The sequence below is a fragment of the Bacteroides sp. 90-K9/2 genome, from assembly GCF_047310725.1.
GTDB classification, from domain to species: Bacteria; Bacteroidota; Bacteroidia; order Bacteroidales; family Bacteroidaceae; genus Bacteroides; species Bacteroides vicugnae.
On sequence record NZ_JBCGVL010000008.1, the window covers coordinates 133,657 to 155,204 of the forward strand.

Below are 21,548 nucleotides of genomic sequence, written 5' to 3' on the forward strand. Positions count from 1 at the left end.
TTATTATCATATTCGTTATTTACTATCTGTTGCTTATAGACTATCAACTTAAACGTTAAAACTGTTCCCTTTTTTAAGTAAAAGGGGACAGTTTTTGTTTAACTATGATTAATAAAGATGGAAAAACGCAAGGAAAAGATTTAATTTTTTATTAAATTTGCAAACCAAAGGAGGGCTTTTATTGTTGTAGTAATCAGAATACAACCTAAATAGCTCCTTACGGTTAATTTCCGGGAAGTTCCGGTTAAATCAAGTTAATGCATTAGGAGTGTTAATTAGGGAGTGTTAATTTTGTTGCTATGAAGAAGTCAACAATTTGGATATTAGGTATTGTAATGGGGCTTTCCTTCCTTAGTCTGCTGTATTTGCAGGTTAGTTATATCGAGGAAATGATGAAAACCCGTAAGGAACAGTTTGATTCGGCTGTACGCAATAGCCTGGATCAGGTTTCCAAGGATGTGGAATATGCAGAGACTAGACGTTGGTTGATCGAAGATATTTCAGAAGCGGAAAGAAAAGCACTGATTGCGAATAACGCTTCCATACAACAAGACAACTTGATTCAGCAAACGCAACGGTTCACGGTGAAGTCTAAGGATGGAAAGGTATATTCGGATTTTGAGCTGAAAGTGATGACCACTAAGCCCTCCGAGCTTCCAAAGGCTATGATTTCTCCTTACAGGGGAACAAAGACTATTCCGGAAACTTCGCGTTCATTAGTGGAAGCCATCAAGAACCGGTATATGTATCAACGGGCGTTACTCGATGAAGTGGCCTGGCAGATGATTTATCGGGGGAGTGACAAATCGATTGGAGACAGAGTACGGTTCAAAGAACTGGATGACTATCTGAAATCGAGCTTATATAATAATAGTATAGACTTGCCTTATCACTTTACGGTGATTGACAAAGACGGTAGGGAGGTCTATCGTTGTGCGGATTATGACGCAAAGGGAAGTGAAGACGCTTATCAGCAGGCATTGTTCAAGAATGATCCGCCTGCGAAAATGAGCATATTGAAAGTGCACTTTCCGGGTAAGAAAGATTATATCTTTGACTCAATCAGTTTCATGATTCCGTCGCTGATATTTACGCTGGTATTGTTAGTGACATTCATCTTTACGATTTATATCGTATTCCGGCAAAAGAAACTGACGGAAATGAAGAATGACTTTATCAATAATATGACGCACGAATTTAAAACACCGATATCTACCATTTCATTGGCAGCACAGATGTTGAAAGATCCCGCGGTAGGAAAATCACCGCAGATGTTCCAACATATATCGGGAGTGATTAATGATGAAACCAAGCGCTTGCGCTTCCAGGTGGAAAAGGTGCTCCAGATGTCGATGTTCGAACGTCAGAAGGCAACTTTGAAGATGAAGGAGATCGATACGAATGAATTGATTGCAGGTGTTGTCAATACCTTTGCTCTGAAAGTGGAACGATATAATGGTAAGATAACATCGAACCTTGAGGCTACCGATCCTGTTATATTTGCAGATGAGATGCATATTACAAATGTAATCTTTAATCTGATGGATAACGCGGTGAAATACAAGAAACCGGAAGAGGATCTGGAGCTGAAAGTGAGAACGTGGAATGAGTCGGGTAAGCTGATGATTTCGATACAGGATAACGGTATTGGTATCAAGAAGGAGAACCTGAAAAAAATATTTGAAAAGTTCTATCGTGTACATACGGGTAATCTGCACGATGTGAAGGGCTTTGGACTGGGATTGGCTTATGTGAGGAAGATTATATTGGATCATAAGGGAACCATCCGGGCGGAAAGTGACCTGAACGTGGGAACTAAATTTATTATTGCATTACCTTTATTAAAAAATAATTGATATGGACGAGAAACTGCGTATTTTATTATGCGAGGATGACGAAAATCTTGGCATGCTTTTAAGAGAATATCTACAGGCAAAAGGTTATTCTGCTGAGTTATATCCTGATGGAGAAGCCGGTTATAAGGCTTTCTTGAAGAATAAATATGACTTGTGCGTGTTCGACGTAATGATGCCTAAAAAAGACGGCTTCACACTGGCACAGGATGTCCGTGCAGCAAATGCTGAAATACCTATTATCTTCCTGACTGCTAAAACGCTGAAAGAAGATATCCTGGAAGGATTTAAAATCGGTGCGGATGATTATATCACTAAACCGTTTAGTATGGAAGAATTGACGTTCAGAATTGAAGCAATCTTGAGACGTGTTCGTGGAAAGAAGAACAAAGAAAGCAATATCTATAAGATTGGTAAGTTTACTTTCGATACACAGAAACAAATTCTGTCGTCAGAAGGCAAACAGACTAAACTGACTACCAAAGAATCTGAACTGCTCGGATTGCTTTGTGCACATGCAAATGAGATTTTGCAACGTGACTTTGCTTTGAAAACAATCTGGATCGACGATAACTATTTCAATGCCCGTAGTATGGACGTGTATATCACGAAACTGCGTAAGCATCTGAAAGAAGATGATTCTATCGAGATTATCAATATCCACGGAAAAGGCTATAAGCTGATTACCCCGGAAGTTGAATCTTAATAATCGCATTTGAGATGACTACAAATAAAAAATCCCGGAAACATTCGTTTCCGGGATTTTTTATTGATTTCTGCGAAATTAATCTGCGATTTTCTTATTAATAATAATATAAGAAATGAGTCCCAGTACTACAAGTACTACTGAAGTACCCAGGATGGCGTTGTTGTTTACATTTCCTGTAAAGGAACAAGCCAACAGGATGACTACTCCGGCCAAGATTAATATCAATCCTAAGTTCTTTAATAAGCCTTTCATGCGTGTGTATTTTAATAGATTATAATATTCCAGTCACAAATTAAAGCATAATTCTTTAACGGGCGAAATTATTTGGATAAAAATTCCATTATAAATGCACGATTTAGTGGATTTTATGATTTTAAGTTCTGTTCTTCTGCTTAATCTTTCGTATTATAGAATACCTTTTTCAGTACCTCCTGACCAATGCTCAATTCGTCGAGAGTGATGCCATGAAGAGCCTCTTTCAGAGTCTGGCCGGCAATAACGCGTGCTTTTTCTTCCAGTTCTTTTCCGTCTTTAGTCAGGTGGATTAAATTGGTACGGCGGTCTTTTTTATCGGAAATGCGCACAACGAGATGCTGCCGTTCCATATTGTCTATCAAACGGGTCATGCTGGGTTTGTCTTTAAAAGTTGCATTACACAACTCTTGTTGTGTGACACCGTCTTTTTCCCACAGAAAAATGAGTACCGTCCATTGTTCCGGACTGATTTCCAGTCCGTTCTGACGGAAGTTACGGTACAGTTTCCGGTTGATTGCCGCGGAAACTTTGCCATTTAGTATGGCGAATATAAGCCGGATATCGAAATTAAATTGCTCTATCATGAAATTATTGTTTAAACAACTTTGCAAAGGTAAGTCACTTCCCGGATAAATCCTATCTTCGGATACAAAAAAAGATTAAATATTTGTAGTTCAAAATAAAATGTCTAACTTTGCAACCGCATTTAAAATCAAATAATTTATTTATTTAATTAAACGAAGTATGAATCAATACGAAACCGTTTTCATTTTAACTCCCGTTTTGTCTGACGTTCAGATGAAGGAAGCGGTAGAAAAATTCAAAGGCGTTCTTCAAGCTGAAGGTGCTGAGATTATCAATGAAGAAAACTGGGGACTGAAGAAATTGGCTTACCCAATTCAGAAGAAGTCTACAGGTTTTTACCAACTGATTGAGTTCAATGCAGATCCTACTGTAATTGACAAGCTGGAACTTAATTTCCGTCGTGATGAACGCGTAATCCGTTTCTTGACTTTCAAGATGGATAAGTATGCTGCTGAATACGCTGCAAAAAGAAGAAGTGTTAAATCAAACAAAAAGGAGGATTAATCATGGCACAACAAGTTCAATCAGAAATCAGATATTTGACCCCGCCGTCAGTAGATGTTAAGAAGAAAAAATACTGCCGTTTCAAAAAGAGTGGTATTAGGTATATCGACTACAAAGATCCTGAATTCTTGAAGAAATTCTTGAATGAACAAGGAAAAATCCTTCCGCGTCGTATTACAGGTACTTCTTTGAAGTTCCAACGTCGTATCGCGCAGGCTGTGAAGAGAGCTCGTCACTTGGCATTGCTGCCTTATGTAACTGACATGATGAAATAAGAAGGAGGAAAAGTATGGAAATTATATTGAAAGAAGACGTAGTAAACTTGGGTTATAAGAACGATATCGTAAACGTGAAATCCGGATACGGTCGTAATTATCTGATCCCGACTGGAAAAGCTGTCATCGCTTCTCCTTCTGCAAAGAAAATGTTGGCTGAAGAACTGAAACAGCGCGCTCACAAACTTGAGAAAATCAAGAAAGATGCTGAGGCTATGGCTGCTAAGTTGGAAGGCGTTTCTTTGACTATTGCAACTAAAGTTAGCTCAACCGGTACTATCTTCGGTTCTGTTGGTAACATCCAGATTGCTGAGGCATTGTCTAAGCTGGGTCATGAAGTTGACAGAAAGATCATCGTTGTAAAAGACGCTGTGAAAGAAGTTGGTAGCTATAAGGCTATTGTTAAACTTCACAAGGAAGTTTCGGTAGAAATTCCTTTCGAAGTAGTTGCTGAATAAGAGCAAATTTACTTCATATACAAAAAGCGATTTGTTCTGAATGGATGAATCGCTTTTTTTTGTTATCTTTGCTATTACTATTATGAAATTCAACTGTTGTTTTCTGAAGAAGAGGTTTTTGCTTCTGCTGATTGCTTTGGGAATTGGCAGTGTCCTTTATGCGAATGATGAGTTGAAACTATTGACGGATTCTTTGCGTAGAGTGATAGATGAGAAACATGTCTATGTTCAAAAGAAAGAGGAGAGGATAAACCGGATAAAATGTATGTTGAAAAGTCCCGGTTTGACTCTTGAAGGGGAGTATAGAATCAATTTACGGTTATATAGCGAGTATAAAAAATTTCATATTGATTCTGCTATTCATTATGTCGATCGTAATATCGAGATTTCCCACCAGTTGAATAAACCTTATTTCACCAACCAGTCGTCTTTAAATCTTAGTCTTTTGTATTCGATGTGTGGCAGATTCCGCGAAGCTGAGATTATTTTGAAAAGTATAAAGACGTCAGAACTTCCAAAAGATTTATTAATAGACTATTATCAGACTTACTCCAGTTTCTGGGGGCATTACTCCATTTCTGTTGCCAACAATCTGTATGGAAAGCAACAATCTGCTTATCAGGATTCACTGTTTGCTCTCATAGATCATACTTCCTGGGATTACCGGATGTCACAAGCTTCTTATTATATCTGGCGTGATACCTTAAAATCGAAGGAAATTTTTAAGGAATTGTTGGATATCGAGGAGGTGGGAACGCCTAATTATGCCATGATTACTCATTCGTATTCCAGATTGTGTCATCATCAGAAGAAATATGATGAGGAAAAGAAATATCTGATGTTGTCGGCGATTGCCGATACCCGGAATGCAACGCGTGAAAATGCCTCTCTTCAATCTCTTGCGTTGATACAATACGAAGAGAAGAATCTGGCCGATGCTTTTAAATTTACACAGTCCGCTATTGATGATGTAATTTCTTCCGGTATTCATTTTCGTGCAATCGAAATCTATAAATTCAATTCGATTATCAATACTGCCTATCAGGCGGAACAGGCTAAATCGAGATCGCATCTGACTACTTTTCTTATTTCTACAAGTATTATCCTTTTTCTTTTGATTCTGCTCGTTGTTTTCATCTATATTCAGATGAAGAAAACGTTGAAAATAAAGCAGGCATTGGCGCAGAGTAATGAGGAACTTCTGCGGCTGAACAATAAACTGAATAGTATGAACAGCCAGCTGAATGACACCAATAATCAATTGTGTGAAATTAATGGCATAAAGGAATATTATATAGCTGAATTCTTCGATGTGTGCTTTAGCTATATCCACAAAATGGAAAAATATCAGAATATGCTGTATAAAATAGCTATTAATAAGTACTATGACGAGTTGATTAAGAAGCTGAAGTCGTCTGCGCTTATTGATGAAGAGCTTAGTGCACTGTATGCCCGTTTTGATAAGGTCTTTTTAGGTTTATATCCTACTTTTGTTTCTGATTTTAATGCTTTGTTGAAAGATGAAGAGAAGATTATTTTGAAGCCGGATGCTTTATTGAATAGGGAACTTCGTATTTATGCTTTATTACGTTTGGGTATTACGGATAGTGGGAAGATAGCGAACTTCCTTCGGTGCTCTACAAGTACGGTTTATAATTATCGTACGAAGATGAGAAATAAAGCTGCTGTCGACAGAGATGAATTTGAGAACGAAATTATGAAAATTAGTTCAACACAAGAGACATAATTGTTATTTTACTGCTGACCTCCTTTCCAAATCATCTACATTTTTTTGATATACTTAAAGTGTTAAGTAATTGATTAATAGTGTAAAACGTTAATTTACTATCTACATAAAGTAATGTAAGTCAAATAAGCCGTTATTTATTTGGCTAGATTTGCAATATCAGTTTTTTAATCATCAGCTTGATGGTGAAAATTGATACTTTATCTATTATTTGTACTTAAATTCACTATGTTTTATTATGAACACGCAATCTTCAGTAGACACGAGAATTAAAGTTGGAATTATCGGTTTTGGTAGAATGGGAAGATTCTATTGGGAAGCGATGACAAAAAGTGGGCGATGGAATATTGCTTATATTTGCGATACCGATCCGGAATCACGTCAATTGGCTAAGAAGTTATCTCCTGAATCTCTTATAGTAGAAGATAATCAAAAAATTTTTGAGGATGAAAGTGTACAGGTAGTCGGTCTTTTCACTTTGGCCGACTCACGGATGGAACAAATAGAAAAAGCTATTCGCTACGGCAAACACATTATTTCAGAAAAACCTATTTCAGATACCATGGAAAATGAGTGGAAGGTCGTGGAGATGACAGAAAACACCAACCTCATTTCTGCGGTAAACTTGTATCTGCGGAATTCCTGGTATCATAATCTGATGAAAGAGTATATCGAGCAGGGAGAAATCGGAGAACTGGCTATTATCCGTATTTGCCACATGACTCCCGGTTTGGCACCGGGCGAAGGTCATGAGTACGAGGGACCTGCTTTCCATGATTGTGGAATGCACTACGTCGATATTACCCGTTGGTATGCAGGCTGTGATTATAGAACATGGAATGCGCAGGGAGTGAATATGTGGAATTATAAAGATCCTTGGTGGGTACAATGTCACGGTACTTTCCAAAATGGCGTAGTCTTCGATATTACTCAGGGCTTTGTTTATGGACAATTATCTAAAGACCAGACACATAATTCGTATGTGGATATTATAGGTACCAAAGGAGTTGTGCGTATGACGCATGATTTCAATACCGCTGTTGTTGATCTGCACGGTGTCAATCAGACCATTCGTGTGGAGAAACCTTTCGGTGGCAAGAATATAGACGTGTTGTGTGACCTGTTTGCTGATTCGGTAGAAACCGGAAAGCGCAATTCCCGCTTACCGTCTATGCGCGATTCGGCCATTGCATCCGAATATGCGTGGACATTCTTGAAAGACACACGCAAACACGATTTGCCCGCTATTGGTAATTTGCGCACTCTGGAGCAAATACGCGAGCGAAGAAGAAACATGAAAAATGGATATGGATTGTTGCATGGCAACCTTCCAAAGATTATTAACCCTTAAATAAATAAAATCATGTCAAACATTTCGAGGAGAAAGTTTCTCAAAACGGGGGCTGCTGCTTTAGCAGGCATTACTATTGCTCCCAGTACTATTTTAGGTATGAGCCACGGGCATATTTCGCCTACTGACAAACTGAATCTTGCAGCCGTGGGTATTGGTGGTATGGGACATACCAATATTAATCACGTGAAGGGCACTGAAAATATTGTGGCTCTTTGTGATGTGGATTGGAAGTATGCAAAAGGTGTGTTCGACGAATTCCCCAAGGCTAAAAAATACTGGGACTATCGTAAGATGTATGAAGAAATGGGTAAATCTATCGATGGTGTGATTATTGCAACTGCCGACCATACTCATGCTATCATCACTGCTGATGCAATGACAATGGGAAAACACGTGTACTGTCAGAAGCCGTTGACCCACTCTGTTTATGAATCTCGTTTATTGACAAATTTAGCTGCTTCAACAGGTGTTGTTACTCAGATGGGTAATCAGGGTTCGTCAGACGAAGGTACGGATTTGGTATGCGAATGGATTTGGAATGGTGAAATCGGTGATATAACTAAGGTGGAATGTGCAACAGACCGTCCTATTTGGCCGCAAGGATTGAATGTTCCTGAAGGTGTAGACCGTATTCCTAGTACATTGAATTGGGATTTGTTTACAGGTCCTGCTAAAATGAATCCTTACAATGCTATTTATCATCCTTGGAACTGGCGTGGATGGTGGGATTACGGAACAGGTGCATTAGGTGATATGGCTTGCCATATTTTGCATCAGCCGTTTAGAGCATTGAAATTGCAATATCCTACCAAAGTGGAAGGATCATCTACTTTATTGTTGAATGCTTGTGCTCCGCAGGCACAGCATGTGAAAATGATTTTCCCTGCTCGTGAAAATATGCCGAAAGTAGCTATGCCTGAAGTGGAAGTACATTGGTACGATGGCGGTATGATGCCTGAACGTCCGAAAGGATTCCCGGAAGGAAAACAACTGATGCAGAGTGGTGGTGGTTTGACTATTTTCCACGGAACGAAAGATACTTTGATTTGCGGATGTTATGGACAGAATCCTTGGTTGCTTTCTGGTCGTAAACCAAATGCGCCAAAAGTTTGTCGTCGTGTTCCTAATGCTATGAACGGTGGGCACGAGATGGACTGGGTACGTGCATGTAAAGAAAATAAATCTAACCGTATCATGACTAAGTCTGATTTCTCAGAAGCCGGACCCATGAATGAAATGGTAGCGATGGGTGTATTGGCTATTCGTTTGCAAGCGCTGAATAAGACTCTTGAATGGGATGGAGCTAACATGTGCTTTACGAATATCGGTGATAACGAAACGATCCGTACCGTTATCAAAGACGGATTCAAGATTCATGATGGTCATCCGACATTTGATAAGACATGGACTGATCCGATTAATGCGAAACAGTTTGCTGCTGAATTAGTTAAACATACTTATCGTGACGGTTGGAGACTTCCTGATATGCCGAGATAAAAGTAAATTAAAAATTAAAAATTAAATAGTTGATATCATGAAAAAAGTATTTTATCCATTAGCTTGTTGTTGTCTTGCTGCAGGCGTTTTCGCTTCTTGCGGTGGTCAGAAGAAAGCAAATGCTCCGGAAGAGCAAAAAGTTGCGTTGTCTTACTCTAAATCATTGAAAGCACCGGAAACTGATAGTTTGAATCTGCCTGTTGACGAAAATGGTTATATCACAATCTTTGATGGTGAAACATTTAACGGATGGCGTGGTTATGGAAAAGACCGTGTTCCTACTAAATGGACAATCGAAGATGGCTGCATCAAATTCAACGGTTCTGGCGGCGGTGAAGCTCAAGACGGTGATGGTGGTGACTTGATCTTTGCTCATAAATTTAAAAACTTTGAGTTGGAATTGGAATGGAAGGTTGCTAAAGGTAGCAATTCGGGTATTTTGTATTTAGCTCAGGAAGTTACTTCTAAAGACAAAGATGGTAATGATGTGCTTGAACCTATTTATATTTCCGCACCTGAATATCAGATCCTGGATAATGCCAATCATCCGGATGCTAAATTGGGTAAAGATAACAATCGTCAGTCAGCTTCTTTGTATGACATGATTCCGGCAGTTCCTCAAAACTCTAAACCATTTGGCGAATGGAACAAGGCTAAGATTATGGTTTATAAAGGTACAGTGGTTCACGGACAAAACGATGAAAACGTACTTGAATATCATTTGTGGACAAAACAATGGACTGATATGTTGCAGGCAAGTAAGTTCAGCGAAGATAAATGGCCTTTGGCATTTGAATTGCTGAATAACTGTGGTGGAGAAAATCACGAAGGTTTCATCGGTTTGCAAGATCACGGTGATGATGTTTGGTTCCGCAACATCCGCGTGAAGGTTTTGGACTAATCGCATAAATAAGAAATAAGGCACGGATTACACGGATAACACGGTTTTTAACTATCGTTATTATATAACAACCGCGTAATTCCGTGTAATCCGTGCCTATTTTTTTCTATATAAATCTAATAATTGTAATTCCCTGATATCTATTATATGAAAACAAAAATTTATTTATGTGCGTTGGCTACTCTTTTCATGATTCCACAGGCAATGACCGCGCAAACTAAGAAGAAAGCTAAAAAAGAAGTAGCTATTCAACTCTATTCTGTCAGAGATATATTGAATAAGGTAGACAATAAAGATGGTAAGTGTGACCCCACTTATACTGCTCTTCTGAAGAAATTGGCAAACATGGGATATACCGGTGTTGAAGCTGCCAATTATAATAACGGTAAATTTTATGACCGGACTCCTCAACAATTTAAGAAAGATGTCGAATCGGCAGGATTAAAAGTCTTGTCTTCACACTGCACGCGTGGACTGTCGAAAGAAGAACTCGCCTCCGGTGACTATTCGAAATCACTTGAATGGTGGGATCAGTGTATTGCCGATCATAAAGCTGCCGGTATGAAATATATTGTAGCTCCGTGGATGGATGTACCTAAGACGCTCAAAGATTTAGAAACGTATTGTGCATATTATAATGAGATAGGCAAACGTTGTAAACAACAGGGTCTGTCGTTTGGGTATCATAATCACGCTCATGAATTTCAGAAAGTAGAAGATAAAGTGATGTATGATTATATGCTGGAACATACGAATCCTGAATATGTCTTCTTCCAGATGGACCTTTATTGGGTAGTTCGCGGACAAAACAGTCCTGTTGATTATTTTAATAAATATCCCGGTCGTTTCAAGATATTCCATGTGAAGGATCATAGAGAGATCGGACAAAGTGGAATGGTAGGTTTTGACGCTATCTTTAAGAATGCAAAAACTGCAGGTGTTAACTATCTCGTTGCTGAAATCGAGGGCTATAGTATGCCGGTAGAAGAGAGTGTGGAAGTAAGCTTGGATTATTTGTTGAATGCTCCTTTTGTGAAGAGTTCATACGCTAAATAACGTGTGAATAGCTAAAATAAAGGCATAAAAAAAGTCTGTGCATGCTTTCGCATGGCAGACTTTCAATTCTCTCTAAGCTGTTTCTGAATTATTCAGCTACAGTTTCAGTTGCAGTGCTATCAGCATTCAAAGAATCTGCTGCTGCGGCTGCTGCTTGTTCAGCTTCAAGAGCTGCTGCTTCTACTGCTGCGATTGAGTCAGCGATACGGATAGAATCTGCAGTTGCTTTTGCTGCGTCAGCTGCTTTGTTACCACATGATGCGAATGATACTGCTACGATAGCTACGGCCATCAAAACTAATTTTTTCATTTTCTTTGCTTTTTAAAAACGTAATACAATCAATTGCTTTATTAAAACGTTGCAAAGGTATGTACTTTTTCAATATGTTGTTCTCGAAACACCAACTTTTTTTATATATTTTTTTGTAACTAGCCACTTTTTCCCCACTTTCGTATGTTTAAAAACATGCTAATCGACAGCAATACTGTTATATAGGTATCTTTTTATGTTTCTTTTGGGAGTTTTTTCAAATTCCGTAGGATAAAGTTGGATTCTGCTGATTTTTTCATAAGCGGCTACATTGCTGTTCAGATTCTTAAGATTTTCATCCATGATTGTTTTCAGGTTATCCGGATTGTTTAATCCGAGAGAATCCAACGCTTCATAATCGGCATAAACGAGTGCTACTAATTTTTTGTTGCGTTCGATAACGAGACTTTCAAGAATGAAAGGTAGGTTATTCAGTTTTGTTTCCAACTCTTCGGGGAAGATGTTCTGTCCGTTTGAACTTAAGATCATGGTCTTGAGCCGTCCCCGGATGAAAATATTCCCGCTGTTGTCCATGCTACCGAGGTCACCCGTACGTAGCCAGCCGTCTTGTGTGAACACTTCCTCTGTTGCTTCCTGGTTCTTGTAATATCCTACCATCACGTTTTCTCCCCGGACTTGGATTTCTCCGGTTTCTGCTTCAGGGTTTTCCTTATAGATACGTGCTTCCATTATATCCAGAATCTTTCCGGAAGAGCCTTGTACAAATTCATCCCAAGGGGCATAGCTGATTAGTGGTCCACATTCCGTCATACCGTAACCGATAGTAAAAGGGAATTTAATTTTGTAGAAGAATTCTTCTACTTCTTTATCCATAGCGGCGCCACCGATAATGATTTCCTTAAACCGGCCTCCCAGTGCATCAATCAGTCTTTTGCGTATCTGGTTGTAGATCTGTGTGTCGAGCAGCGGGATATTGAGTGCCCACTTCATGCCTTTTTTATTAATGAGTGGTTGAATGATATTCTTATATATCTTTTCGATCACTAGCGGGACAGTAATAATAAGGTTGGGTTTCACTTCCTCAAAAGCCTTCATTATAATCTTGGGAGAAGGAGTTTTTCCAAGCAAAGTGACATGGGTGCCGACAGCAGTTGCTGTCAGAAAGTCGAACGCACAGCCGTATGCATGAGCGAGTGGGAGGAAAGAGAGTACCTTGTCTCCCTTTTTAAGAAGTTCGGTGCGGATACCGAAGGTAACATTTCCTGCCAGATTGTTCCCTGTCAGCATCACTCCTTTACTGAAACCGGTGGTTCCGGAAGTATAGTTTAATAGCATCACTTTGTCATTGGATAAAGTGGTATATTGAACATCTTCACGGGCAAATCCTTTCGGATACAAAGAATGCATTTCTTTATCGGTGTTTTTCAGAAACTTCTGTATGGTTTCTCCGTCACGCTGATAAAGACACCGGAAATCGGTCAGTGAGAATACGCCTCGCAGTCCCGTTAGTTTTTCCTCTTCCAGATTGTCCCAGATGCTGTCACTGGTGAACAGAAATACAGATTCGGAATGATTGACGATATGATGAACATCGTTGGGCGTAAAGTCTTGAAGGATGGGGACAATGATTGCTCCATACGTGATAGTTGCCATATAGGCGATGCACCAGTGAGCATTGTTTTTGCCGATAACTGAAATCTTATCCCCTCTGCGGAGGCTACAGTGTTTGAATAACAGATGTAAACGGGCGATTTTTTCAGCTACCTCCCCATAAGTATATTGGGTATCTTCTCCATAATCGGTGTAACAAGGTAGATCCCAATTTTCACGAAAACTATTTTCGTATAGTTTAATGAAATTCTCTTTAATCATTGCACGTTTTTTAGTGAATTGTGCAAAAATAGGAATAAACTTTCGTATCCAAAAGCGTTTTACTAATAATAATGTGTAACTTTGCAAAGTTAATGTGTTTATAACAGCTTATGATAGATACCACTGTATTTCAAAATAAGACAGCCGTTTATTATACTTTAGGCTGCAAATTAAATTTTTCAGAGACTTCAACTATCGGTAAAATTCTGCGTGAGGCAGGAGTCCGGACTGCGCGTAAAGGAGAGAAGGCAGATATCTGTGTGGTAAATACCTGTTCGGTGACGGAGATGGCGGATAAGAAATGCCGGCAAGCGATTCATCGTCTGGTAAAACAACACCCAGGTGCTTTTGTGGTAGTGACCGGATGTTATGCGCAATTGAAGCCCGGCGATGTGGCAAAGATAGATGGAGTGGACGTAGTGTTGGGAGCTGAACAGAAGGGAGAATTGCTTCAATATCTAGGTGACCTCCAAAAGCATGAAAAAGGAGAAGCTATCACTACGACGACCAAGGATATCCGTTCTTTTGCTCCCTCGTGTTCACGGGGAGACCGTACCCGTTTCTTTTTGAAGGTGCAGGATGGATGCGATTACTTTTGTTCTTATTGCACGATTCCTTTTGCCCGGGGGCGAAGTCGTAACGGGACTATTGCTTCCATGGTTGAACAGGCCCGTCAAGCAGCTGCCGAAGGAGGAAAAGAGATTGTTCTGACCGGAGTGAATATTGGAGATTTTGGTAAAACAACAGGGGAGAGTTTCTTTGATTTGGTAAAAGCGCTGGATCAGGTAGAGGGAATCGAACGTTATCGGATATCTTCTATAGAACCAAATCTGTTGACCGATGAGATCATTGAATTTGTGTCTCACTCCCGTAGTTTTATGCCTCATTTCCATATCCCTTTGCAGTCCGGTTGTGATGAGGTTTTGCAATTAATGCGCCGCCGTTATGACACAGCTCTTTTTGCTTCCAAAGTGAAGAAGATCAAAGAGGTGATGCCGGATGCTTTTATCGGTGTGGATGTGATTGTGGGAACCCGTGGAGAAACGCCGGAGTACTTCCAACAAGCTTATCAGTTTATTGAGAGTTTGAATGTGACCCAGTTGCATGTGTTTAGTTATTCCGAACGTCCCGGAACGCAGGCCCTAAAAATAGAATATGTGGTTTCCCCGGAAGAGAAACATCAGCGTAGTCAACGTTTATTGACACTGTCGGATCAAAAAACGCAGGCCTTTTATGCTCGTCATATTGGGCAGACAATGCCGGTGCTGATGGAAAAATCGAAGGCAGGTGCTCCGATGCATGGATTTACGGAGAACTATATACGTGTAGAGGTGGAAAGCGATGATTCGCTGGATAATAGGGTGGTCAATGTACGTTTGGGAGATTTTAATGAAGAGATGACAGCACTTAAAGGTACAATTCTGATATAAGTATGGGATCAAAACTTATCTACTGGTTGGTATATAGTGGGATGTGGTTGTTTTCGGCACTTCCGTTCCGGGTTTTGTATATGTTCTCGGATTTGAATTATCTGCTGATGTATCATATTGGGAAATATCGCCGGAAAGTAGTTCGGGGGAACCTGTTGAGATCATTTCCGGAAAAAACTGATGCCGAGAGATTGCAGATTGAACGCAAATTCTATCGCTATCTGTCGGATTATATGCTTGAGGATTTGAAATTGTTGCATATGTCTGCCGAAGAGCTTTGTGTGAGAATGATTTATAAGAATACGGAACAATATCTGGAACTGACAGAAAAGTACGGAGGCATTATTGTGATGATTCCTCATTATGCCAATTATGAATGGTTGATTGGCATGGGTGCGATCATGAAACCCGGAGATGTTCCCGTGCAGGTTTATAAACCGTTGAGAGATCAATATCTGGATAAACTTTTTAAGCGTATCCGCTCTCGTTTCGGAGGATATAATATTCCCAAACATTCTACTGCACGTGAAATTATTAAGTTGAAGCGTGATGGAAAAAAGATGGTAGTCGGTCTGATTACCGACCAATGGCCCAGCGGATTTGATAGATATTGGACTACTTTTTTAGGGCAGGAGACTGCTTTTCTGAATGGTGCCGAGCGTATTGCTAAAATGATGAATTTCCCTGTTTTCTATTGCGAACTTAGTAAGAGACGCAGAGGATATTGTGAAGCGGAATTCAAACTAATGACGGAGACGCCGAAAGAAACCAAGGAAGGAGAAATCACTGAAATGTTTGCTCACCGATTGGAGCAGACAATTCGTAGAGAACCGGCATACTGGTTGTGGTCTCATAAACGCTGGAAATTAACCAGAGAGGAAGCTGAACAACAGGAAGAATTGAACAAGAAGAAAGAACAGCAATGAAAGTTTCAGTTGTAATCTTGAATTGGAACGGATCTGATATGCTCCGTACTTTTCTTCCGTCTGTTGTCCGCTATTCGGAAGGAGAGGGGATGGAGGTTTGTGTGGCTGATAATGGCTCTACAGACGATTCTGTGACTTTACTTCAACAGGAATTTCCTTCTGTTAAGACGATTGTGCTCGATCAGAATTATGGTTTTGCAGACGGATACAATTTGGCATTACAGCAGGTAGATGCAGAATATGTAGTGCTTTTGAATTCGGATGTCGAGGTGACGGAGCATTGGCTGGAACCAATGGTTGCTTATCTGGATGCTCACCCGGAGGTGGCTGCCTGTCAGCCGAAGATACGGAGCCAGCGACAAAAAGAATATTTCGAATATGCCGGGGCAGCCGGTGGTTTTATTGATAAATATGGTTATCCTTTTTGTCGGGGGCGTATAATGGGCGTTGTGGAGAAGGATGAAGGTCAGTACGATACAGTGATTCCTGTTTTTTGGGCGACGGGAGCAGCCTTGTTTATCCGACGCGCTGATTATATGAATGCCGGAGGATTGGATGGGCGTTTTTTCGCACACATGGAGGAAATAGATTTGTGCTGGCGACTTCGTTCGCGAGGACGTGAGATTGTTTGTGTGCCTCAAAGTGTTGTCTATCATGTAGGGGGAGCTACTCTTAAAAAAGAGAATCCTCATAAGACTTTTCTTAATTTCCGTAATAATCTTGTCATGCTCTATAAGAATCTTCCACAGGAGGAGTTAAATAAAGTGATGCGTATCCGGGCCTGTCTCGATTATGTGGCAGTGTTTAACTTCTTGTTGCAAGGGCATTGGGACAATGCTCGTGCTGTCATGCGTGCACGAAAAGAGTACCAACAGCTACGTCCTTCATTTTCTTTATCCCGTGAAAAGAATATGAGAAAAAAAACTTTGAATCCGATACCTGAACGGACAAAAAGTAGTATCTTGTGGCAGTTTTATGTGAGAGGATGCAAAAGATTCTCTCAATTGTCGGATTTAAAAGGATAGCAAATGGAAGCAAAGGTTAGAAGAGGCATCGGGCTGGTAGCGCATGATGCGATGAAAAAAGATCTCATCGAATGGGTATTGTGGAATTCGGAACTGTTGATGGGAAATAAATTCTATTGTACAGGTACTACCGGTACTTTGATATTGGAAGCATTGAAAGAGAAGCACCCTGATGAAGAATGGGATTTTACGATTTTAAAATCAGGTCCGCTGGGTGGTGACCAACAGATGGGATCACGTATTGTGGATGGACAGATTGACTATCTGTTTTTCTTCACTGACCCTATGACACTGCAACCGCATGATACGGATGTGAAAGCATTAACCCGCTTGGCTGGTGTAGAAAATATTGTTTTTTGCTGTAATCGTTCTACGGCGGATCATATTATTTCCAGTCCGTTATTTATGGATCCTGACTACGAGCGCATTCATCCGGACTATTCCGGCTATACAAAGCGTTTCCAGGATAAACCTGTGGTGACGGAAGCTGTTGAATCAGTAAATAGAAGAAAAAAGAAGAGAAAATAAGCCGGTAGTTTACGGCTGTGAAAATAGGAGCAGATTTTGCTTAAAAAAGGAATGCAGATGATACGGATTACTTTATTAATATCGTATTATCTGCATTTCGTTATTTATGTTTCATTACCAACAATGTGATATCTTATTTCTTGCTGCAGTGTAGCTCAATTCCTGCGGACTCTATATCTGCTCCCATCGGTGGATTCCGTTTGGAAAGCCGGAGTTCTATTTCTTCAATACAGGGGAATTGGGCAAAGAGTTTTTGTATAATCCGTCCGCTCACGTGTTCCAGCAATTTTGAGGGAATAGCCATTTCATTTTTTATCACCTGATGTACTTCGGCGTAGTTGACGGTGTCGGTAACTTCGTCTGTCCGGGTAGCTTTGCTGATATCCACTTTCAGTTTCAGGTCAATGATATATTCATTTCCGATCAGATTTTCTTGCGGTGCAACTCCATGATAGGCGTAACAACGAATTTCTTTCAAAAGAATATAGCTACTGTTTATCTTCATATATTGTCTTTTTAGTGTGATCTTGTTTGACTTTTAACAGGTCTTTCTGTGCAACCATTTGTGGAATCACTTTTAGAAAGACGGGGGTGAGCAGAATGCAGATACTTAGTGTTATAAGCAAAAGTACACTTGCCTGTGCCCAACTATTGTGAATATAACGGCTGACCAATGGACCTAAAAAATGAAGTATCGGTCCATGAATACTTAAGGTGATGATCGAATATCGCCCTAAGTAAGAAATAACCTTTATTTCCTTTACTTTTTTGCAAAGTAACATAATCATAAATATTCCTGCAAATGCAGCGATATATACTTGAAAAATATTTCCCGTATAGTTGTTGGTGCGCATACCCAATGTGGTAGCGGTAAAGTACATGACTACCAGTGCCAATAGAACGAAAACCGGGATCAACTTGTCGAAACGATGACTGGGATACAGAAAAAAGTTATACCGCCGAATCCAGAAACCGGCTACATAGAAAGGGAGGGCGGTCATGGAAACATCTATATACAAAGGCAACTCTATCTGTAACTTTCCGAGATAAAATCCTGTGCAACCAATCAGGAGTGTGACAGCAAACATGATAGGCAGGTGTTTCTCACGCAGAAAGTGGATCAGATAAAACAGGATATTGCAGTTGAATAGTGCAAGTAGAAACCAAATCGGAGGATTGAACTTGATAAGGTCATGTCCATGAAACACTACCAAGAGCTCATTCCATGATACAGGCAGTTGAAATACCCCGGGTGCTATTTTCCAAACGATATATTTCATTAGAAATGCGCTTAGATAGAAGAAAAGAAAAGGGATAATCAACTTGTTTATTTTCCGTAGGATAAATCCGAACAAGCCTTCGTATGATTTGAAAAATACTCCGGAGATAAAGAAATAAAGCGGCATGCGAAAACAGGAGAGCATGGAATTGGTATCCAGCTGTTCGAAGGCTCCTCCAACGTGCGCTATTACTACAAGGATGATGCAGACTCCTTTGGTTAAGTCCACGAAATCAATACGTCTGCTTTGGTTGCCTTCCATTATCTCTTTTCAATTTCACTTTTCGGCGCAAAGATACTTCATAAATTGGAATAAAAAGAGTTAGTGCCTTTTATCTTATTTATTCGGATCTCTTCCTGTATTTTTTATCAGTTCACAAATCTTATCATTGAGTGTTTTTGCTTTCATCAACTGTTCCAATGTGAGGTGCATCCGGTATCGCCAATAATTTCGTGGATTTGATGGAATATTAATCCGTTCTTCCGCCACATTCGGATTTCTCCACTTCTCGTCTATTGATAACCAATCTTGGAAAGACAAGATGCAGAGAATAGAATTACTGTTGAGATGATTGCGTACAATTTCCTCGCACAACTCGGGAGTAGCAGTGGTTGGTGCAGTACCGTAGTGTCCTAACGTTGCATTATAGTAACGTTGGGTCTGTTGATAATCTTCTTCCCACCAGCCACGCAGGGTAGACATATCGTGGGTGGAGATTGTGCAGACAGACCGGTATGGATACTCATTCAAATGCCCGAATTCATACATTGGATTTTTAGGCATCCGCTGAATTTCCAAACTGAGAATACGGAGATCATTCATCACTGATGATACACAAGCAGGAATCATCCCCAGATCTTCTCCACAAACCAACATACGGGTGGATTGTGTCAGCTGGGGCAATTTCTTCATGGCCTGTTGAAACCAGAACTCATTGTGTCGGTGGTAATAATACTGGTCGTATAGTTTGTTAAAAGCATTCTTCTCCTCTTCGTTTAGCAATCGGAATACGAAATCTCGTTGTACGCCGATTCGAGGGTGGTATTTCCCTTCCTCTTTTTTGTCCGCAACAAATAAAACGTTGCTGATTAATGAATAAAGCCCTTCCCGAATCCAGATACTATCTTCATCATTTTTGCCGGCAAAGAATTGTTCTACTTCCCTTTGCGTCTCAAATCCCGGTTTCATCCGATAGGTACCGGAGTCGTCAACTAATTGGAGAAAGTCTTGTTTTACCAAGTTGGTATGGGGGCCGAACAACTGTCCAAGGAAAGATTCATGAATAGATGGGAGCAGGTATTCATCCCGGAACGTGAGGCCATAACTTTCGATTTCTTCCCGACTCATGGGGAGAGAAGGATCAAACTGACCTAACAATCCGTGTACGGCGTGCATCGGTATTTCCCAGATACGGAAAAAACCGAGGATATGATCGATCCGGTAGGCATCGAAGTATTCCGCCATTTTCTGAAAACGTTTCATCCACCAGCGGTAGCCGTCTTTTTCCATGACATCCCAGTTGTATGTAGGAAATCCCCAGTTTTGCCCGTTGATGGAGAAATCATCGGGTGGAGCACCTGCTTGTCCGTTGAGATTGAAGTAATGAGGTTCTGTCCAGGCTTCTACACTGTTGCGGCTGATACCGATTGGAATATCTCCTTTTAATACAACACCGTGTTGGCGGGCATATTCGGTTGCAGACAGTAATTGCAGGTGCAGGTGATACTGAATATAGTAATACAATGAGATATGAGGATAGTCTACGGTTTCCGGCTGGCACATTTTTTCTATATCTTCCGCATTATAAACAGAGTGTCGTGGCCATTTACGGAAATTGGGTGTTTTGTAGGCGTCGCGCAGATAACTGAAGACTGCATAGGGTTGCAACCATTCTTTGTTGGCTTCATAGAAGTCTTTGAAACCTTTGGAAGCTAAGACTTTTTTTCCTTCCTGTCGGAATAGTAAGTTGAAAAACTCCCATTTAGTCTGATTGACTGCTTCGTAGTCAATGGCAGGCAGACTGTTCAGTTCTTTTTGCTTTTTGTTGAATTTCGATGCGGCTTCTTTGTCTTTCAGAGTTCCCATTTGCTTGATATCCGCATACATTGGGTGGAAGGCATAAATGGAAATGCTGTTATAGGGGTAAGAGTCGGTCCATGTGTGAGTCATGGTGGTGTCATTGACCGGTAAAATCTGAATAACTTTCTGATGGGTGATTACTGCCCAGTCGATCATACGTCTCAAGTCACCAAAATCACCTACTCCAAAACTTTTCTCTGATTTTAAGGAGAATACAGGTATGGCGATTCCCGCACCTTTCCAGGCGGGAATGTCGAAATAGGCATACCGGTCGGAGATCACGAGCGTTTCGTTTGTCTTCAGTTCCGGGTCTGCCAGATAACGGTTGGGGTTCTTTTCCCAGCAGTCCGCTTTCTTTTCTTGTTTGTTGTAGAGGATGAATTTGTATTCCAGCGGGTATTTTAGTTTGCTGGCATCTAATTCTATCTGCCACTCCGGAAAATGGACGTCACTCATTAGAACCGCTTTCTCCGGGTCCCAGTGGCCTAATGATTTCTGGTTACCACAAATCGCCAGACAATAATCTTTATTGATATGTGGAGCATAGGCTTTGATTACCAGTCCCTTCTTATAACTTTGCGGGATACTTTCTCTCTCGGGATGTGCCAGTAAAGCTTCTGTAAAAGCTGAACTATAAAGGTACGACTGTTCCGGAATGTTTTTCCAGCAATCATTGATTCTGTATATCTTCTTGGAAGTGCCTGATAGGAAAATAGATCTTGGAAAACTGTCCCATTCCTTGCGGATAACTATTCCGTTTTGTTCTATCTGATAGTTATAATTGATAGCCATCCCTTCATGGGGGATTTCAAGCTCAACTTTTGCCGTCCAATAGATACCATCGGTGGTGTGTAAAGGAATTGATTCCGGAAATAAGCCGGAAATTCTTACTTCTTCTCCCCAATTGGTACGGTATTCAATATTAAATGATAGAATCATATAT

General features: G+C 40.3%; 21 protein-coding genes. 14 read left to right on the top strand and 7 right to left on the bottom strand.

All coding sequences use genetic code 11. The features are described from left to right. Nucleotides 1-299: 299 nt before the first annotated feature. On the top strand, nucleotides 300-1,856 hold the full coding sequence (locus tag AAHJ11_RS17435) for a sensor histidine kinase (RefSeq protein ID WP_413579919.1): 1,557 nt from the start codon (nucleotides 300-302) through the stop codon (nucleotides 1,854-1,856). 1 nt (nucleotide 1,857) lies between these two features. Continuing rightward, a complete protein-coding gene (locus AAHJ11_RS17440) occupies nucleotides 1,858-2,559 on the top strand; it encodes a response regulator transcription factor (protein WP_004299326.1) in 702 nt (233 codons plus the stop codon). Between the two features lie 78 nt (nucleotides 2,560-2,637). Here the strand turns inward: AAHJ11_RS17440 and AAHJ11_RS17445 are convergent, their stop codons facing one another. Together AAHJ11_RS17445 and AAHJ11_RS17450 are read right to left on the bottom strand one after the other, a co-directional pair. Beyond that, nucleotides 2,638-2,814 carry a hypothetical protein gene (locus tag AAHJ11_RS17445; protein WP_167511779.1) on the bottom strand — a complete coding sequence of 59 codons (177 nt, stop codon included), beginning with the start codon at nucleotides 2,812-2,814 and terminating at the stop codon, nucleotides 2,638-2,640. Between the two features lie 140 nt (nucleotides 2,815-2,954). Next, on the bottom strand, nucleotides 2,955-3,401 hold the full coding sequence (locus tag AAHJ11_RS17450; protein WP_004299328.1) for a MarR family winged helix-turn-helix transcriptional regulator: 447 nt from the start codon (nucleotides 3,399-3,401) through the stop codon (nucleotides 2,955-2,957). Nucleotides 3,402-3,561: 160 nt separating this feature from the next. Between AAHJ11_RS17450 and rpsF the strand changes: the two genes are divergently transcribed. The 8 genes from rpsF to AAHJ11_RS17490 all read left to right on the top strand — a co-directional run bounded on the left by rpsF (nucleotide 3,562) and on the right by AAHJ11_RS17490 (nucleotide 11,194). Continuing rightward, nucleotides 3,562-3,906: a 30S ribosomal protein S6 gene (gene rpsF, locus AAHJ11_RS17455; protein WP_004306610.1), complete on the top strand. Its 345-nt coding sequence runs from the start codon at nucleotides 3,562-3,564 to the stop codon at nucleotides 3,904-3,906. A 2-nt stretch (nucleotides 3,907-3,908) separates the two neighbouring features. Then, a complete protein-coding gene (gene rpsR, locus AAHJ11_RS17460) occupies nucleotides 3,909-4,181 on the top strand; it encodes a 30S ribosomal protein S18 (protein ID WP_002562536.1) in 273 nt (90 codons plus the stop codon). A 14-nt stretch (nucleotides 4,182-4,195) separates the two neighbouring features. After that, on the top strand, nucleotides 4,196-4,639 hold the full coding sequence (gene rplI, locus AAHJ11_RS17465; protein WP_004299330.1) for a 50S ribosomal protein L9: 444 nt from the start codon (nucleotides 4,196-4,198) through the stop codon (nucleotides 4,637-4,639). 82 nt (nucleotides 4,640-4,721) lie between these two features. After that, nucleotides 4,722-6,386 carry a DUF6377 domain-containing protein gene (locus AAHJ11_RS17470; RefSeq protein ID WP_148365222.1) on the top strand — a complete coding sequence of 555 codons (1,665 nt, stop codon included), beginning with the start codon at nucleotides 4,722-4,724 and terminating at the stop codon, nucleotides 6,384-6,386. 238 nt (nucleotides 6,387-6,624) lie between these two features. Next, nucleotides 6,625-7,737 carry a Gfo/Idh/MocA family protein gene (locus AAHJ11_RS17475; RefSeq protein ID WP_074559145.1) on the top strand — a complete coding sequence of 371 codons (1,113 nt, stop codon included), beginning with the start codon at nucleotides 6,625-6,627 and terminating at the stop codon, nucleotides 7,735-7,737. Nucleotides 7,738-7,749: 12 nt separating this feature from the next. Then, nucleotides 7,750-9,237: a Gfo/Idh/MocA family oxidoreductase gene (locus AAHJ11_RS17480; RefSeq protein WP_413579921.1), complete on the top strand. Its 1,488-nt coding sequence runs from the start codon at nucleotides 7,750-7,752 to the stop codon at nucleotides 9,235-9,237. Between the two features lie 37 nt (nucleotides 9,238-9,274). Beyond that, nucleotides 9,275-10,138: a DUF1080 domain-containing protein gene (locus AAHJ11_RS17485; RefSeq protein ID WP_074559143.1), complete on the top strand. Its 864-nt coding sequence runs from the start codon at nucleotides 9,275-9,277 to the stop codon at nucleotides 10,136-10,138. 147 nt (nucleotides 10,139-10,285) lie between these two features. Next, nucleotides 10,286-11,194, top strand: a complete 909-nt coding sequence (locus tag AAHJ11_RS17490) for a sugar phosphate isomerase/epimerase family protein (protein WP_074559142.1) — start codon at nucleotides 10,286-10,288, stop codon at nucleotides 11,192-11,194. A gap of 88 nt (nucleotides 11,195-11,282) precedes the next feature. On the opposite strand, the gene AAHJ11_RS17495 is transcribed toward AAHJ11_RS17490, so the two are convergent. Further along, on the bottom strand, nucleotides 11,283-11,504 hold the full coding sequence (locus tag AAHJ11_RS17495) for a hypothetical protein (protein WP_004306615.1): 222 nt from the start codon (nucleotides 11,502-11,504) through the stop codon (nucleotides 11,283-11,285). Between the two features lie 159 nt (nucleotides 11,505-11,663). Further along, complete coding sequence (locus AAHJ11_RS17500) at nucleotides 11,664-13,337, bottom strand: long-chain fatty acid--CoA ligase (protein ID WP_413579923.1); 1,674 nt, start codon at nucleotides 13,335-13,337, stop codon at nucleotides 11,664-11,666. A gap of 110 nt (nucleotides 13,338-13,447) precedes the next feature. Between AAHJ11_RS17500 and mtaB the strand changes: the two genes are divergently transcribed. Genes mtaB through AAHJ11_RS17520 form a run of 4 tightly spaced genes read left to right on the top strand, consistent with a single transcriptional unit; the run spans nucleotide 13,448 to nucleotide 17,246 of the window. Continuing rightward, nucleotides 13,448-14,767: a tRNA (N(6)-L-threonylcarbamoyladenosine(37)-C(2))-methylthiotransferase MtaB gene (gene mtaB / locus AAHJ11_RS17505; protein WP_413579925.1), complete on the top strand. Its 1,320-nt coding sequence runs from the start codon at nucleotides 13,448-13,450 to the stop codon at nucleotides 14,765-14,767. A 2-nt stretch (nucleotides 14,768-14,769) separates the two neighbouring features. Further along, complete coding sequence (locus AAHJ11_RS17510; RefSeq protein WP_074559138.1) at nucleotides 14,770-15,693, top strand: lysophospholipid acyltransferase family protein; 924 nt, start codon at nucleotides 14,770-14,772, stop codon at nucleotides 15,691-15,693. After that, complete coding sequence (locus AAHJ11_RS17515) at nucleotides 15,690-16,718, top strand: glycosyltransferase family 2 protein (protein ID WP_413579926.1); 1,029 nt, start codon at nucleotides 15,690-15,692, stop codon at nucleotides 16,716-16,718. Before AAHJ11_RS17510 ends, AAHJ11_RS17515 begins: the two co-directional genes overlap by 4 nt. Nucleotides 16,719-16,721: 3 nt before the next feature. Beyond that, the gene (locus AAHJ11_RS17520; RefSeq protein ID WP_074559136.1) at nucleotides 16,722-17,246 is read left to right on the top strand and encodes a methylglyoxal synthase; all 525 of its coding nucleotides are present in this window, start codon (nucleotides 16,722-16,724) and stop codon (nucleotides 17,244-17,246) included. Between the two features lie 133 nt (nucleotides 17,247-17,379). Here the strand turns inward: AAHJ11_RS17520 and folB are convergent, their stop codons facing one another. The 3 genes from folB to AAHJ11_RS17535 all read right to left on the bottom strand — a co-directional run bounded on the left by folB (nucleotide 17,380) and on the right by AAHJ11_RS17535 (nucleotide 21,544). After that, nucleotides 17,380-17,751: a dihydroneopterin aldolase gene (gene folB, locus AAHJ11_RS17525; protein WP_148365219.1), complete on the bottom strand. Its 372-nt coding sequence runs from the start codon at nucleotides 17,749-17,751 to the stop codon at nucleotides 17,380-17,382. Further along, nucleotides 17,735-18,787, bottom strand: coding sequence for an acyltransferase family protein (locus AAHJ11_RS17530; RefSeq protein ID WP_074559134.1), 1,053 nt, complete (start codon nucleotides 18,785-18,787; stop codon nucleotides 17,735-17,737). The genes folB and AAHJ11_RS17530 overlap by 17 nt, the downstream gene beginning before the upstream one ends. A gap of 75 nt (nucleotides 18,788-18,862) precedes the next feature. Beyond that, entirely contained in the window at nucleotides 18,863-21,544 is a 2,682-nt protein-coding gene (locus AAHJ11_RS17535) for a 4-alpha-glucanotransferase (protein ID WP_413579928.1), read from the bottom strand. Between the last annotated feature and the right edge of the window lie 4 nt (nucleotides 21,545-21,548).

What these genes read in the sequence shown, in the direction of transcription:
- AAHJ11_RS17435 (WP_413579919.1), top strand. Translation starts at nt 300, where the DNA reads ATGAAGAAGTCAACAATTTGGATATTAGGTATTGTAATGGGGCTTTCC.
- AAHJ11_RS17440 (WP_004299326.1), top strand. Translation starts at nt 1,858, where the DNA reads ATGGACGAGAAACTGCGTATTTTATTATGCGAGGATGACGAAAATCTT.
- AAHJ11_RS17445 (WP_167511779.1), bottom strand. Translation starts at nt 2,814, where the DNA reads ATGAAAGGCTTATTAAAGAACTTAGGATTGATATTAATCTTGGCCGGA.
- AAHJ11_RS17450 (WP_004299328.1), bottom strand. Translation starts at nt 3,401, where the DNA reads ATGATAGAGCAATTTAATTTCGATATCCGGCTTATATTCGCCATACTA.
- rpsF (WP_004306610.1), top strand. Translation starts at nt 3,562, where the DNA reads ATGAATCAATACGAAACCGTTTTCATTTTAACTCCCGTTTTGTCTGAC.
- rpsR (WP_002562536.1), top strand. Translation starts at nt 3,909, where the DNA reads ATGGCACAACAAGTTCAATCAGAAATCAGATATTTGACCCCGCCGTCA.
- rplI (WP_004299330.1), top strand. Translation starts at nt 4,196, where the DNA reads ATGGAAATTATATTGAAAGAAGACGTAGTAAACTTGGGTTATAAGAAC.
- AAHJ11_RS17470 (WP_148365222.1), top strand. Translation starts at nt 4,722, where the DNA reads ATGAAATTCAACTGTTGTTTTCTGAAGAAGAGGTTTTTGCTTCTGCTG.
- AAHJ11_RS17475 (WP_074559145.1), top strand. Translation starts at nt 6,625, where the DNA reads ATGAACACGCAATCTTCAGTAGACACGAGAATTAAAGTTGGAATTATC.
- AAHJ11_RS17480 (WP_413579921.1), top strand. Translation starts at nt 7,750, where the DNA reads ATGTCAAACATTTCGAGGAGAAAGTTTCTCAAAACGGGGGCTGCTGCT.
- AAHJ11_RS17485 (WP_074559143.1), top strand. Translation starts at nt 9,275, where the DNA reads ATGAAAAAAGTATTTTATCCATTAGCTTGTTGTTGTCTTGCTGCAGGC.
- AAHJ11_RS17490 (WP_074559142.1), top strand. Translation starts at nt 10,286, where the DNA reads ATGAAAACAAAAATTTATTTATGTGCGTTGGCTACTCTTTTCATGATT.
- AAHJ11_RS17495 (WP_004306615.1), bottom strand. Translation starts at nt 11,504, where the DNA reads ATGAAAAAATTAGTTTTGATGGCCGTAGCTATCGTAGCAGTATCATTC.
- AAHJ11_RS17500 (WP_413579923.1), bottom strand. Translation starts at nt 13,337, where the DNA reads ATGATTAAAGAGAATTTCATTAAACTATACGAAAATAGTTTTCGTGAA.
- mtaB (WP_413579925.1), top strand. Translation starts at nt 13,448, where the DNA reads ATGATAGATACCACTGTATTTCAAAATAAGACAGCCGTTTATTATACT.
- AAHJ11_RS17510 (WP_074559138.1), top strand. Translation starts at nt 14,770, where the DNA reads ATGGGATCAAAACTTATCTACTGGTTGGTATATAGTGGGATGTGGTTG.
- AAHJ11_RS17515 (WP_413579926.1), top strand. Translation starts at nt 15,690, where the DNA reads ATGAAAGTTTCAGTTGTAATCTTGAATTGGAACGGATCTGATATGCTC.
- AAHJ11_RS17520 (WP_074559136.1), top strand. Translation starts at nt 16,722, where the DNA reads ATGGAAGCAAAGGTTAGAAGAGGCATCGGGCTGGTAGCGCATGATGCG.
- folB (WP_148365219.1), bottom strand. Translation starts at nt 17,751, where the DNA reads ATGAAGATAAACAGTAGCTATATTCTTTTGAAAGAAATTCGTTGTTAC.
- AAHJ11_RS17530 (WP_074559134.1), bottom strand. Translation starts at nt 18,787, where the DNA reads ATGGAAGGCAACCAAAGCAGACGTATTGATTTCGTGGACTTAACCAAA.
- AAHJ11_RS17535 (WP_413579928.1), bottom strand. Translation starts at nt 21,544, where the DNA reads ATGATTCTATCATTTAATATTGAATACCGTACCAATTGGGGAGAAGAA.